15 protein-coding genes are annotated in these 13,730 nt (G+C 58.2%); 5 read left to right on the top strand and 10 right to left on the bottom strand.

Going from position 1 to position 13,730, the window contains the following annotated elements; genetic code table 11:
- Nucleotides 1-11 precede the first annotated feature (11 nt).
- From pstA to WMO45_RS10440, 3 genes are all read right to left on the bottom strand, one after another.
- Nucleotides 12-878, bottom strand: a complete 867-nt coding sequence (gene pstA, locus WMO45_RS10430; RefSeq protein ID WP_349140693.1) for a phosphate ABC transporter permease PstA — start codon at nt 876-878, stop codon at nt 12-14.
- A gap of 9 nt (nt 879-887) precedes the next feature.
- Nucleotides 888-1,754: a phosphate ABC transporter permease subunit PstC gene (gene pstC, locus WMO45_RS10435; protein WP_349140695.1), complete on the bottom strand. Its 867-nt coding sequence runs from the start codon at nt 1,752-1,754 to the stop codon at nt 888-890.
- A gap of 82 nt (nt 1,755-1,836) precedes the next feature.
- Nucleotides 1,837-2,718 (bottom strand): phosphate ABC transporter substrate-binding protein, encoded by an 882-nt coding sequence (locus tag WMO45_RS10440; RefSeq protein ID WP_349140697.1) that lies wholly within the window; start codon nt 2,716-2,718, stop codon nt 1,837-1,839.
- Between the two features lie 303 nt (nt 2,719-3,021).
- Between WMO45_RS10440 and WMO45_RS10445 the strand changes: the two genes are divergently transcribed.
- Complete coding sequence (locus WMO45_RS10445; RefSeq protein ID WP_349140698.1) at nt 3,022-3,549, top strand: QueT transporter family protein; 528 nt, start codon at nt 3,022-3,024, stop codon at nt 3,547-3,549.
- A 37-nt stretch (nt 3,550-3,586) separates the two neighbouring features.
- Nucleotides 3,587-4,459 carry a UTP--glucose-1-phosphate uridylyltransferase GalU gene (gene galU / locus WMO45_RS10450; RefSeq protein WP_349140699.1) on the top strand — a complete coding sequence of 291 codons (873 nt, stop codon included), beginning with the start codon at nt 3,587-3,589 and terminating at the stop codon, nt 4,457-4,459.
- Nucleotides 4,460-4,520: 61 nt separating this feature from the next.
- Here galU and WMO45_RS10455 read toward each other — a convergent pair whose 3' ends face one another.
- Complete coding sequence (locus tag WMO45_RS10455; protein ID WP_349140700.1) at nt 4,521-5,303, bottom strand: PepSY domain-containing protein; 783 nt, start codon at nt 5,301-5,303, stop codon at nt 4,521-4,523.
- A gap of 243 nt (nt 5,304-5,546) precedes the next feature.
- Here WMO45_RS10455 and rpsF point away from each other — a divergent pair, with 243 nt between their 5' ends.
- The 3 genes from rpsF to rpsR all read left to right on the top strand — a co-directional run bounded on the left by rpsF (nt 5,547) and on the right by rpsR (nt 6,653).
- A complete protein-coding gene (gene rpsF, locus WMO45_RS10460) occupies nt 5,547-5,846 on the top strand; it encodes a 30S ribosomal protein S6 (RefSeq protein ID WP_349140701.1) in 300 nt (99 codons plus the stop codon).
- Nucleotides 5,847-5,862: 16 nt separating this feature from the next.
- On the top strand, nt 5,863-6,333 hold the full coding sequence (locus WMO45_RS10465) for a single-stranded DNA-binding protein (RefSeq protein WP_349140702.1): 471 nt from the start codon (nt 5,863-5,865) through the stop codon (nt 6,331-6,333).
- An 80-nt stretch (nt 6,334-6,413) separates the two neighbouring features.
- On the top strand, nt 6,414-6,653 hold the full coding sequence (gene rpsR, locus WMO45_RS10470; protein ID WP_007490771.1) for a 30S ribosomal protein S18: 240 nt from the start codon (nt 6,414-6,416) through the stop codon (nt 6,651-6,653).
- A gap of 67 nt (nt 6,654-6,720) precedes the next feature.
- Here the strand turns inward: rpsR and WMO45_RS10475 are convergent, their stop codons facing one another.
- The 6 genes from WMO45_RS10475 to WMO45_RS10500 form a co-directional block, all read right to left on the bottom strand.
- Entirely contained in the window at nt 6,721-7,887 is a 1,167-nt protein-coding gene (locus tag WMO45_RS10475) for a pyridoxal phosphate-dependent aminotransferase (protein ID WP_349140703.1), read from the bottom strand.
- Between the two features lie 11 nt (nt 7,888-7,898).
- The gene (locus tag WMO45_RS10480) at nt 7,899-8,342 is read right to left on the bottom strand and encodes an ACT domain-containing protein (RefSeq protein ID WP_349140704.1); all 444 of its coding nucleotides are present in this window, start codon (nt 8,340-8,342) and stop codon (nt 7,899-7,901) included.
- A gap of 15 nt (nt 8,343-8,357) precedes the next feature.
- Entirely contained in the window at nt 8,358-9,659 is a 1,302-nt protein-coding gene (locus WMO45_RS10485; RefSeq protein ID WP_349140706.1) for a phenylacetate--CoA ligase family protein, read from the bottom strand.
- Nucleotides 9,660-9,680: 21 nt separating this feature from the next.
- Nucleotides 9,681-10,253, bottom strand: coding sequence for an indolepyruvate oxidoreductase subunit beta (locus tag WMO45_RS10490; RefSeq protein ID WP_349140707.1), 573 nt, complete (start codon nt 10,251-10,253; stop codon nt 9,681-9,683).
- 3 nt (nt 10,254-10,256) lie between these two features.
- Complete coding sequence (iorA, locus tag WMO45_RS10495) at nt 10,257-11,999, bottom strand: indolepyruvate ferredoxin oxidoreductase subunit alpha (RefSeq protein ID WP_349140708.1); 1,743 nt, start codon at nt 11,997-11,999, stop codon at nt 10,257-10,259.
- Nucleotides 12,000-12,149: 150 nt separating this feature from the next.
- Nucleotides 12,150-13,721 carry a sodium:solute symporter family protein gene (locus WMO45_RS10500; protein ID WP_349140746.1) on the bottom strand — a complete coding sequence of 524 codons (1,572 nt, stop codon included), beginning with the start codon at nt 13,719-13,721 and terminating at the stop codon, nt 12,150-12,152.
- Nucleotides 13,722-13,730 lie beyond the last annotated feature (9 nt).

Genomic DNA, 13,730 nt, shown 5'->3' on the forward strand with positions numbered 1-13,730 from the left:
ATCGGATCTCCTTATTTCTGTTTCAGTTTTGTGCCCACCAACTTGGCCGTCAGATTGATGACCAGGGTGAGCAGCATCAGGATGGCGGCAATGGCAAAGGCCACGTCAAATTCCGCCCGCTCCTTGGCGTAGACGTACAGAGCCACGGTGAGGGTGGCGCCGGAAGAGTGAATAAAATTATCAAACGAGGAGAAAAAGTGGTTCAGCGACATGCCCATGCCGGCGGTAAAGAGCAGTGCGGCCGATTCGCCCACAATGCGGCCCACCGACAGGATGCATCCGGTGACGATGCCGTCCACCGAGGAGGGCAGCACCACCGTGCGGATCATGCGCCATTTGCCGGCGCCCAGACCGAGGGCGGCCTCACGGTAAGACTGGGGCACGGTCTTGAGCGCCTCCTGGGTAGTGCGCACGATGGTGGGCAGAGTCATAATGACCAGCGTCAGCGCGCCGGCCAGCAGGGAGGCTTTCAAGCCTAGAAACTGGCAGAAAAACAGCATGCCCACCAGACCAAAGATAATGGAAGGAATACCGGTGAGGGTCTCGGTGGCAAATTCAATGGCGGCTACCAGTCGGCGGTTGCGTGCGTATTCGGTAAGATAGATTGCTGCACCGACGCCCAGGGGCAGGATAAAAACCAGGGTGACCAACACGATGTAAACCGTGTTGAGAATGTTGGGCAGGATACCGATGGTATCCTTGATATAGCTGGGCTCAGAGGTGAGGAAGTTCCAGGAAATATGGGGCAAGCCCTTAATAAAGATATATCCAATGACGAACACCAACAGTGCACAGGTCAGGATGGCACAAAAATAAAGCAGGAAACGGAGGGTGCGGTCGTAGGCCTTCCGCTTTCCGGAGAGCGGTTTCATTTCCATATCAGTATATCACCCCTTCTTGCGCTTGAGAAGCGTATTGAGGATTACATTGATGAGCATGATGAAGAGAAACAGGACCAGGGCGATGGAGAACAGCGCCTGACGCTGCAGGCCGGAGGCATAGGACATCTCGCTGGCCACAGCGGTGGTAAGAAAGCGGACAGAAGAAAAGAGGGTAGGCATATTGGCCACGTTGCCGGCCACCATGATGACAGCCATGGCTTCGCCGATGGCACGGCCGATGCCAAGAACAATGGAAGCGGCAATGCCGCTGGAGGCGGCAGGGACGGATACCCGGAACACCGTTTCGATGTGGGTGGCGCCCAGGGCCAGGGAAGCTTCCTCATATTCCTTGGGGACTGCTTTCAGCGCAGTCTCGGAGACAGAAATGATGGAGGGCAGGATCATGATGGCCAGCACAATGATGGCGCAGAACAGGCTGGCGCCGTCAGGCAGGTTAAATGCCACCCGCACGGCGGGGACCAGAACCATCATACCGATGAGGCCGTATACCACGGAGGGGATACCGGCCAGCAGATCCACAGCGGTACGTACTGTGGCAGCCAACTTGGGGGGCGCTACCTTGGCCAGAAATACCGCCGTCATAAAGCCGACCGGTACACCCAGCACAATGGCACCGGCAGTGCCGTAGATGGAGGTCAGAATAAAAGGAAGGATACCAAAGGAGGGCTCCGACGCGGTAGAGGCCCACTTGGTGCCGAACAGAAACTCCACCAGTCCGATCTCCTTGATGGCAGGCAAACCGGAGATGATGAGATAAATGCTGATAAAAAGAACGAAGACGACCGCAATGAAACCGCACAGGAAGAACACCAGGTTCATCAACAGTTCCAGCGGCCGGAGCTTTTGTTTCATGGCAAATGACCGGCCTTTCGTAAAAAGTTGATATCATGCCGAATGCCCCCTCGTGTCCGAGGGGGCGATTCGGAGGGCGTAGTTACTCGGCCACAGGTACCGCGCCGGCGCCGGCGATCAGGTCAGCGGCGTCCGCAGAAGTAGCCCAATCGACGAAAGCCTGAGCGGCATCGGAGAGAGAATTGCTCTCGTTGACAATGAAGTTGAAGTTACGCTGAATGGCGTAGGTGCCGTCCAGAACGGTCTCCTCGGTGGGAGCCACACCGCCCACGGTGATGGCCTTCACGGTGTCATCCACAGCGGACAGAGAGGCATAGCCGATGGCGTTGGGGTTGGAGGCTACGTTGGCAATCACCTCACCGGTGGAGGTCAGCTCGTTCTGGTACTTGCAGGCATCCTCGGTGCCGGTGATGGACTCAAAGCCGTCGCGGGTACCGGAACCGGCCTCACGGCCGATGAATACGACCTCGGCGTCGTTGCCGCCCACCTCGGACCAGTTGGTGATCTCACCGGTGGCCAGCTGGGCGATCTGCTCCACACTCAGGTCAGCCACAGGGTTTTCAGGGTTGATGATGATGGCGATGCCGTCCTTGGCAACGGTGATCTGAGTCACGCCGGTTTCGTCATCCTTCAGGTCGCGGGAGGCCAGGCCGATGTCGGCAGTGCCGTCCTGAGCGGAGGTGATGCCGGCGCCGGAACCGCTGCCGGTGTACTGAACGTTCACATTGGGCTGGACTTCCTTAAAGGCCTCGATCAGGGAACCCATCACGCTCTCCATGGAGGTAGAGCCGTTGGTCACCACAGTGCCGGAGAGCTCGGTGGTGCTGTCGTCAGCAGGAGCAGCGCTCTCGGTGGAAGGGGTGCTGGTATCGCCGGTATTGGTGGACTCGGTGCTGCCGCAGCCAGCCAGCAGGCCGACACACAGAGCGGCGGAAAGAATCAGGGCAATGGTTCTCTTTTTCATTGAATTCGATCTCCAATCATGCATTGTTTTCGAACCTCTTGGGAACGATACTCAGTATATCGGCCAATTGTAAAGTTGTCCTTCACGACTTTGTAAAGACTGTGTAAAGTCACTGCGCCCCATAGCATTCCCGACTTTACATAATAAGATACAGCCCCGGCAGGGATGCTTTACTTCCAATGAAAAACATGTTACAATACCTCCGACTGGTTTCCACACCCGGTCCAAGCACGGCTGTGCCGTGTTCGTTCGGTGGGACTCACCGCCGTTCTCTAAATACCAAAATGGAGGTAATGGAAAACAATGCGCAAATTTACTACGAGAGATCTGACCCTGGCGGCATTGATTGCCGCGCTGTATGCCGTACTGGGCTACTTTGGCAATATCTTTGGCCTCACCTTCGGCGTGGTGCAAATCCGTTTTGCCGAAGCGCTGACCGTACTGCCGTTTTTGTTCCCTGCTACTGCGCCCGGGCTGATTCTGGGCTGCCTGATCACCAATCTGCTTTCCCCTTATGGTCCTATTGATATAGTAATGGGAACCCTGGCCACCGCCATTGCGGCCTTCCTTACTGTGCGGATGCCCCGCTGGTACCTGGCCGCCCTGCCTCCCGTGCTGGTCAATATGGTCATTTTGGCCCCCATGTGGTCCTGGGCTGAGGTGGGCGCGGTGAACAGCGCTTTCTGGGCCGCCTGTGGTTTTAACGCAGTTACTTTTGCAGTAGGCGAGGTGGCGGCCTGTTACGTACTGGGCACCGTTCTGCTGACAGCACTGCCCAAGATCCGTTATTTCAGAACCATGATCCCGGAGCAACGCCTGGCACATTTTTAAGGTGTGACGCTCCGGCGTTTGACAAGGAGGATATGTTATGAAAGTCCGTAAGGCTGTTATTCCCGCTGCGGGGCTTGGTACCCGGATGCTTCCGGCCACCAAGACTGTGCCCAAAGAGATGCTCCCCATGGTGGACAAGCCGGTGATCCAGTACATCATTGAGGAGGCAGTGGCCTCCGGAATTGAGGATATCCTCATTGTCACCAACCGCGCCAAGTCCGCCATGGACGACTACTTTGACTATTACCCCGAGTTGGAGACCCGTCTGCTCCAGGCCGGGAAAGAGAGAGAGTTGGTGGAGGTCCGCCGGGCGGCGGATCTGGCTAACATCTTCTATGTCCGGCAGAAGGAGACCAAGGGATTGGGCCACGCCATTTCCCGGGCCCGGCGTTTTGTGGGGGATGAGCCCTTTGCGGTGCTGCTGGGAGACGATATTATGCGGGCGGAAAAGCCGGTTACCCTCCAGCTGGTGGAGGCGGCCGAGAAATACGGAGCGTCCGCGGTCGGGGTACAGCGGGTGGCGACTCAGGCCATCTCCCGCTACTCCTCGGTAAAGGTGGCTCCGCTGGAGGATCGGATTTTCAGCGTTTCAGATATGAATGAGAAGCCGACCCCCCAGCAGATGTTCTCCAACTATGCTATCCTGGGGCGGTATGTACTTACGCCTGATATTTTTGACATCCTGGAAAATGTCAAGCCGGGCTATGGCGGGGAGATCCAGCTTACGGACGGTCTGCGGGAGCTCTGCCAGCGCAACCGGATGGTGGCAGTGGACTTTGAGGGACGCCGGTATGACACCGGTAACCTGTGTGGATTTCTGGAGGCGACCATCGACTTTGCTCTGGAAAACAAAGCCACGGCTTCCTGGCTGCGCGGTTTCCTGAAGGAAAAGGCGGAGCAGCTCAAGTAAAAAGAACAAATAACAGGGGCGGGAAGCAGACATGCTTCCCGCCCCTGTTATTTTGTATGAGTCAGTCGTCGTAATCCACATCCCAGTCCACGATGACGCCGGTAACAGCGTTGATCTCGCAGTCGTACTCTGTACGGCCGGAGCGCAGTTCCAGTTCATAGACATAGCGGCCGTCATCCCGATCCAGCTCGCATTTTACCACAGTAGCGCCCGATGGAGCCTTGGCCAGGGCGATGGACTTGGCCTTTTCCTCGCTGATCAAGTCATCCTGGGATACGCTGGTGCCGGAATTGCCCGGCCGGGAAAGGGAAAAATCATCCCAGTCCTTGTCAAAGGAGCGGATGGTGCCGGTTACCGCATCGATGTCGTAATCGTACTCCGTATTGCCGGCATAGAACTCCACTTCATACTCCACTTTGCCGTCGTCCCAATCCAGACCGGCCTTGACAAACACAGCGTCGTCAGCCTTGACACCGGCATGCTCCAGGGCGATGGATTTGGCCTTTTCCACCGTGATATAGTCGGAGGCGGTGGGAGTGGAGGCAATATATTGGTCGTAGGTCGTGAGTACGGCGGTGTAATTGGCGGAATCAAAGTCCACCTTCAGGCCGGCGGCCTCACAGATGGCACGCACGGGGGCATAGGTAGTGCCGTTATAGGAGAAGAGGGGGACATCCTTGCCGTTGGCATCTTTGGGGGAGAACGTGGCGCCGTTGAGGGTGATGCGGATGTTGTCATCCACTGTAATGGTACGGGTGGCCGCCATAGCGGAAACGCCCAGTCCTGCTACCAGTGCTGCTACCAGAATACCGCTGAAAAAGCCTTTGCCGAAACCTCTCTTCATAGTAAAAACTCCTTTTCCGTTGATGATTGTACTAGTGTTCTCGGGCCCTTCTGTCTTAGAAATGAACGGAAGGGGTTTTTTATTGCATCCAAAATAAAAAAACTTTTTTTCTTTTTTTGAGATGCAAAGACTTGACTTTCCGTTGGATTCCTATATAATAATATAGCTTGTTTCTAATAAACAGGCACATCCTTGCCCCCGCAAAGGGCGGGGGCCATACGTCCATAAGGAGGTGCAAACAAAATGGCAAAACTCAGCGGTAATTATGAGGTGGTCTACATCCTCGATCCCAACCTGGGTGAGGAGGCCACTGCTGCCATGGTGACCAAGTTCAAGACTCTGGTGGAGCAGAACGGCACCCTGGCTGAGGTTGACGAGTGGGGCAAGCGCCACCTGGCCTATCCCATCAACGACCTGACCGAGGGCTACTATGTGCTGATGACTTTTGAGGCCAAGCCCGAGTTCCCCCGCGAGCTGGATCGTATCCTGCGGATCACCGACGGCGTGATGCGTTCCCTGATCGTCTGCAAGGACGAGAAGTAAGAAGGGAGCGGCAGTCATGCTGAACCGGATTATTCTAATGGGTCGTCTGACCCGTGATCCCGAGCTGCGCCACACCCAGACAGGGACCCCCGTGGCCTCTTTCTCTCTGGCGGTGGACCGGGATTTCAAGGACAAGACCACTGGCGAAAAGTCTACCGACTTCATCGATATTGTGGCTTGGCGTCAGACTGCCGAATTTGTCTCCCGTTTCTTCACCAAGGGCCGCCTGGCTGTGGTGGAGGGCCGGCTCCAGCTGCGTGACTGGACCGACCGGGACGGCAATAAGCGCCGTACTGCGGAAGTGATCGCCGACAATGTGTATTTCGGCGACTCCAAGCGGGATGCCGAGGCGGGTGGTTATGCTGCTCCCGCGCCCGGCGGTTTCGGGGCCCCTGCGGGTGGCTATGCGCCGCCTCCGGCCGCGCCCCTGGGCGGCGGCGACCAGTTCGCCGAACTCTCCGACGACGACGGGGAGCTGCCCTTTTAATTGATTTTTGGCGCGCAACGTTCGGCGCGCTGCATAAACAAGCCGGGCTGTAGGCCCGTGGAAAAAGGAGGTTCCCTGTTATGGCTATGGATAGAGAGCGCCCCCGCGGCCGCAAGCGCCGCAAGGTCTGCACCTTCTGTGTGGACAAGGTGGAGCACATCGATTATAAGGATGCTGTGAAGCTGCGTCGGTTCCTGTCCGAGCGGAGCAAGATCCTGCCCCGCCGTACCACCGGCACCTGCGCCATGCATCAGCGTCAGCTGACCGAGGCCATCAAGCGTGCCCGTCAGATCGCGCTGCTGCCCTTCGTGACCGACTAATCGAATCACAATTGAAAAACGGCAGATACTGTTTTGCAGTATCTGCCGTTTTTTATTTTATAAACATTTAGGCCATTTTGGACTTGATATCACTTAGACGGTTCAGAGCCTCCAGCAGAGTCTCGTCCTTCTTGGCAAAGTGGAGGCGTACGATGTTGCGTACATCTTCCATAAAGAAGGAGGTGCCGGGTACGGCGGCCACGCCGACTTTTTGCGTCATCTCCTCACAGAACTCCACATCGGTCTGCCCCTTCTTCAGATAAGGGCCGATGTCCGCCAGGACGAAGTAGGTTCCCTGAGGATCGGTGAAAGGGATCCCGATGTTTCGCAGTCCATCGGTAAACAGCTGCTTCATATGCGCATAGTGAGCGCCGAACTCCTCATAGTAGCTGTCCGGCATCTCCAGTCCGGCAATGGCGGCCTCCATCAAAGGAGAAGGAGCCCCCACGGCGTTGAAATCATGGTACTGCTTTATTTTATCCATGATTTCCTTGGGCGCGATGGCGTAGCCCAGTCGCCAGCCGGTGATGGAGTAGGTCTTGGACAGAGAGGAGCAGGAGATGGTCCGCTCCCACATGCCGGGCATATTGCACATGTACAGGTGCTTGTGAGGGGCGTAGACGATGTGCTCATACACTTCGTCCATGATGGCGTACACATCGTATTTGACACACAGCTCGGCAATGAGCTTCAGCTCTTCCTCTGTAAATACTTTGCCGCTGGGGTTGGAGGGGTTGCAGATCAGAATGGCCTTGGGGTGCTGTTTGAAAGCGTCCTCCAGCACATTGGGGTCGAAGTGGAACTGGGGAGGGACCAGAGGCACGTAGATGGGTTCGCAGTCGGCAAAGAGGATCTGGGCGTGGTAGTTCTCAAAGTAGGGGGAGAAGAGTACCACCTTGTCCCCGGGGTTAGTGAGAGCGAAGATGGAGTCCACCATAGCCTCGGTAGAACCGATGGTTACCACCATCTCGGTCTCCGGATCAATGTCCCGGCCCATGAAGCGCTTACATTTTTTAGCCAGGGCCAGGCGGAAATTGGGGGCGCCCATGGTGATGGGATACTGGTGGGGGCCCTCATGGCTCACCTGGGCCAGCCGGTCCAACAGGGCCTGGGGCGGGTCGAAATCGGGGAACCCCTGGGCCAGGTTGATGGCGTTGTTGGCGATAGCGATACGGGTCATCCGACGGATGACCGAGTCGGTAAAATACTGGGTTTTGCTGCTCATCGGCTGCATAATGTGCTACCTCATTTCTGTTCGTCTAGGATCCCCAACTCCCCATGGAGAGCGGGAGGCATCCCGTTGTCCTTCAGCAGGGTGGCCAGTCGTTCAATATCCCCCACACGGAAGATCATGCAGGCCCGGCCCTGAACCTGTCCGAACACGGAGTAGACATACTCCACGTCGATATTCTCTTTGGCAAGCAGGGTGAGAATTCGTCCCAGGGCGCCCGGTTCATCGGGTACCACCACTGCCAGCACGGGAGTCATGGACAGGATAAAGCCGTGTTCCAGCAACAGGGAGGCCGCCCGCTGGGGACGGTCCACGATCATGCGCAGCACGCCGTAGTCGCTGGTCTCGGCAATGTGCAGAGCCCGCATGTTGACCTGATGCTCGGCCAGAATGGTGGTGATCTCCGCCAGCTGACCGGCGCGGTTCTCCAGAAAGACGGAAATTTGTTGGATCGTCATATGCTCGCTCCTCCCTTAAATCTTCCGCTTGTCGATGACCCGGACCGCTTTGCCCTCGCTGCGCTGGATGGACTTGGGGGCCACCAGGCGCACCTTGGCATAGATGCCCAGCATGGCCTTCAGGGCGGCTACCACCTGCTTTTCCTTCTCGGCCACCTGGCTCAGCTGGTCGGAGAACATCTCGGGGGTCATCTCCACCAGTACCTCCATGGTGTCGGTGTTGTTGACCCGGTCCACGATGATCTGGTAGTTGGGGGCGAAGCTCTGGCCCAGCAGTACCGTCTCGATCTGGGACGGGAACACATTGACGCCCTTGATGATGAGCATGTCGTCGCTGCGGCCCATGGGCTTGCTCATCTTCACATGGGTGCGGCCGCAGGGACAATCCTCGTGATGGAGCACACAGATATCCCGGGTGCGGTAGCGCAGCAGGGGGAAGGCCTCCTTGGTGATGGAGGTAAACACCAGCTCACCCTTGGACCCCTCGGGGAGCACCTCACCGGTGTTGGGGTCGATGATCTCGGCGATGAAGTGATCCTCATTGATGTGCATGCCGCTCTGGGCGGAGCACTCGAAGGACACGCCGGGGCCCGACAGCTCGGTGAGGCCGTAGATGTCATAGGCCTTGATGCCCAAAGTCTCCTCAATGTTCTGCCGCATCTCCTGGCTCCAGGCCTCGGCGCCGAAGATGCCCGCCTTCAGGGGGATCTGGTCGGGGGTGAGACCCATCTCCTTCATGCTCTCGGCCAGGTAGGCGGCGTAGGAGGGGGTGCAGCACAGAATGGTGGCGTTGAGATCCCGGATAAACATGATCTGACGCTCGGTGTTGCCGGAGGAGGTGGGGATGGTGAGGCAGCCCACCTTGTGGGAGCCGCCGTTGAGGCCGGGGCCGCCGGTAAACAGGCCGTAGCCGTAGGAAACCTGGCACACGTCCTCATTGGTGCCGCCGGCTGCCATAATGGCCCGGGCGCAGCAGTCCTCCCACAGGTCGATGTCGTGCTGGGTGTAGAAGGCCACCACCCGCTTGCCGGTAGTGCCGGAGGTGGACTGAATGCGGACGCAGTCCTTCAGGGGACGGGCCAGCAGGCCGTAGGGATAGGCCTCCCGCAGGTCGTCTTTGGTGACGAAGGGCAGTTTGTGCAGGTCGTCCACGCCCTTGATGTCCTCGGGGGTGAGGCCCTTCTCCTCCATCTTTCTGCGGTAGTAGGGCACGTTGTCCCAAACATTATGGACTTGCTTGACCAGACGCTCGTTCTGCCAGGCACGGATCTGCTCCCGGCTGGCACACTCGATGTCTTTCTGATAGTAACGCTCCATGTTCTCTCTCTCCCTTGTGCCTCAGGAATTTCTGCCCAGGTGGAAGGCGGTCCGGTTCAGCTCCAGGAACTTCTCCGGCACGCTGTTGGTGATGGCCTTCTGCCATACCTCTTCCGGCAGATCGAAGTACCGGGAGAGCCGCCCCATCAGCACCAGATTCACCGCCTTGCTGCTGCCGGCCTCCTCGGCCAGAGCCAAAGCGTCCATGGCGTCTACGTTTGCTCCGGCGGCAGTCATCTTCTCCACCAGGTTCTGGGGATACTCCGCCGCACCGGTGATGACCGGCATGGGGTTGGTCTGCTGGGTGTTGGTGATGATCCGGCCGTCGGGGCGGAGAAACTCCAGCCACCGGGCGGCTTCCAGCAGTTCAAAGGAGACAATGAAGTTCGCCTCTCCCTTATCGATGACCGGGGAATACACCTTGTCGCCGTAACGCACATAGGTGACCACGCTGCCGCCCCGCTGGCTCATGCCGTGGACCTCGGATACTTTCACATCATAGCCCTGGTCCAGCAGCAGACGGCCCAGAAGTTTGCTGGCCAGCAGGGTACCCTGGCCGCCCACGCCTACGATCATGATATTTTTGGTCTGCATACCTTACACCTCCTGGGGCGCCTGGAGCGCATCGAATTTGCACAGCTGCTGGCACACGCCGCAGCCCACGCACAGGGTAGCGTCTACCCCGGCCTTGCCGTCCCGGACGGAGATGGCGGGGCAGCCGATCTTCATGCAGGCCTTGCAGCCCACACACTTGGAGGTCTCGACCGTCAGAGGTGCCTTGTGCTTGACGTATTTGAGCAGGGCGCAGGGACGACGGGAAATGACCACCGATGCCTCGGGAGCTGCCAGCTCCTCCTTGATGACACTCTCGCACTGAGCCAAGTCGTAAGGGTCCACCACCCGCACCCGGCGAATGCCAACCGCTTTGCACAGGGACTCCAGATCGATCTTGGTGCAGGGGTCCCCCTTCAGATTAAATCCGGTAGTTGGGTTCTGCTGGTGACCGGTCATGCCGGTGATGGAGTTGTCCAGGATGATGACGGTGGCGTTGGACTCGTTGTAGGCGATGTTGACGAGTCCCGTGATGCCCGAGTGCATGAAGGTAGAGTCGCCGATGACTGCTACCGTCTTTCCATCCATCTCCCCGCCGCTGCCCTTCAGAAAACCATGCAGACCGGATACCGAGGCGCCCATGCAGATGGTGGAGTCGATAGCACTGAGGGGAGCCACTGCCCCAAGCGTGTAGCAGCCAATGTCGCCCAGCACGGTGAGCTTCAGCTTATTCAAGGTATAGAACAGACCGCGATGGGGGCAGCCGGCGCACATCACTGGAGGCCGGGCGGGGATGTTTTCCTCCAGAGCCTTGCCGGCAGCGGGCGCGACCCCAAGCTTTTCGGCCACCAGGTTTTGGCTCAGTTCTCCGATGGGGGAGAAGTAATCCTTCCCCGCCAGGGCCAGGCCTAGGGCGCGGCAGTGGTCCTCGATAAAGCCGTCCAGCTCCTCTACCACGGTCAGCAGATCCACGGAAGCGGCGAAGTCCCGAATTTTCTGGTCCGGCATGGGCCAGACCATGCCCAGTTTGAGCACCGGGTATTTATCGCCGCATACTTCCTTCACGTACTGGTAGCTGGTGGAGGAGGTGATGATGCCGATCTTATGGTCGGAACCCTCTTCTACCCGATTGAGGGGGGAGGTTTCCGCATACGCAGCCAGAGCGGCCAGACGATCCTCGACCACTGGGTGGCGCAGCTTGGCATAGCCGGGCATCATGATGTACTTGGCGGGCTTCTTTTCATAAGGCACCGGAGCGGGTTCCAAGCGCTCGGCGGTCTCCACCACACTCTGGGAATGGGACACCCGGGTACACATCTTCAGCAGAACCGGGGTGTCGAACTGCTCGGACAGTTCATAGGCCAGCTTGGTAAAAGCCAGGGCCTCTGCGGAGTCGGCTGGCTCCAGCATGGGCAGCTTGGCAGCCTGGGCATAGTGGCGGGAGTCCTGCTCATTCTGAGAGGAGTGCATCCCCGCGTCATCCGCCACGCCGATGATCATACCGGCGTTGACGCCGGTGTAGGCGATGGTAAACAGGGGATCGGCGGCCACGTTGAGGCCCACATGCTTCATGCCGCAGAAGGAGCGCCGGCCGGCCAGACTGGCGCCGAAGGCGGTCTCCATGGCCACCTTTTCGTTGGGGGCCCACTCGGCGTAAATTTCCTGGTATTTGGCGGCGGCCTCGGTGATCTCGGTGCTGGGAGTGCCGGGGTAGCTGGACACAACGGCGCAGCCCGCCTCATAGAGGCCCCGGGCCACGGCCTCGTTGCCGAGCATCAGGGTTTTCATGGTACATCTCTCCTTTTCAGAGGCCGGGAAGATAAAAAACGTCCTCTGCATCCCTGCAGAGGACGATGAATTCCGGCGAAACGGCCTCTACCTGGTTCCGTTCTCGCAAAACTTTGAACGGTTTTACTTTATCACTTTGTGATAATAAAGTCAACGTGTTTTTCCGGGATTCTCCAGGGCGTTCCTGGGACCAATGGAGTCGGTGACCGCTACAGTTACGGTGCGCTGATAACAGGAAAAAATCGCCTCCACCCGCTCTGGAGCAGGGGGTGGGGTGAGAAGGCTCACCACCGGTACGATCACCAGGCCTGCCAGCATGCAGAAAGCGCCGGCATTGATGGGGGACTGGAGGGGAGCGGGAAAAGAACTGCCCACAAAAATATTGGCCAGCATGACCACAGTGGAGAATAGAAAGCTGCACACGCAGGCGGTCTTGGTGGTGCGCTTCCAGTACAGCCCGTACAGGAAGGGTGCCAGGAAGCTGCCCGCCAGCGCGCCCCAGGACACGCCCATCAGCTGGGCGATAAAAGTCAGGTTGGAACGGTACTGAACGATTGCCAGCACCACCGAAATAGCGATGAACACCACCACCAGTGCCCGCATCCAGCGCACCTGCTGTTTTTCACTCATATCCTTGATCATGGTGCCCTTGATAAAGTCTAGCGTGAGGGTGGAACTGGAGGCCAGCACCAGAGAGCTGAGGGTGGACATGGAGGCGGAGAGTACTAGGATGACCACCACCGCAATGAGAAGGGTGGGCAGGCCGGAGAGTATGGTGGGGATGATGGAATCATAACCGTTGGCGGCCACCTCCTCCGGGGTGGAGAACAGCCGGCCGAAGCCACCCAGAAAGTAGCAGCCCCCTGCCACGATAAGGGCGAAGACGGTGGAGATGATGGTACCCTGGGTAATAGCGTCCTCGCTCTTGATGGCATAGAACTTCTGCACCATCTGGGGCAGCCCCCAGGTGCCCAGACTGGTGAGTACCACCACACCCGCCAGACTGAGCAGGTCGGGACCAAAGAAGGAGGCGAAGATGCCAGGGGTATCGGATACGGTGGGGTCGCTTACCCGGGCCAATCCGTCCAGAGCGGCCTGTAAGCCTCCCTGGCTGCCCAGCACCGCCGCGATAACGGCGATGATGCCGAAGATCATAATAATGCCTTGGATAAAGTCGTTGATGGCAGTGGCCATATAGCCTCCGGCGATGACATATACGCCGGTGAGCACGGCCATCACTACCACGCACACGGCATAGTCGATGTCGAAGGCCATGGCAAACAGTCGGCTCAGACCGTTATACAGACTGGCGGTATAGGGGATAAGAAAAAGAAAGATGATCACCGAGGCGGTGAGTTTCAGAGGCTTGCTCTCAAACCGCCGGCCAAAAAATTCCGGCATGGTGGCACTGTCCAGATGCTGAGTCATGATGCGGGTGCGCCGGCCCAGCACCACCCAGGCCAGCAGGGAGCCAAGGAAGGCGTTGCCCAATCCTGCCCAGGTGGAGGCGATGCCGAACCGCCAGCCGAACTGGCCAGCGTAGCCCACAAAAACCACTGCGGAGAAGTAACTGGTACCGTAGGCAAAGGCGGTGAGCCAAGGACCCACTGACCGGCCGCCCAGTACGAAGCCTGTTACATCGGTAGCGTGGCGGCGGCAATACAGGCCGATACCGACCATAACAGCAAAAAAAATCAGTAGCAGGGAGAGCTTGATCCACAGGTCGGTCAC

The organism is Flavonifractor hominis (assembly GCF_040095835.1).
In the GTDB taxonomy this organism is placed as follows: Bacteria; Bacillota; Clostridia; order Oscillospirales; family Oscillospiraceae; genus Flavonifractor; species Flavonifractor hominis.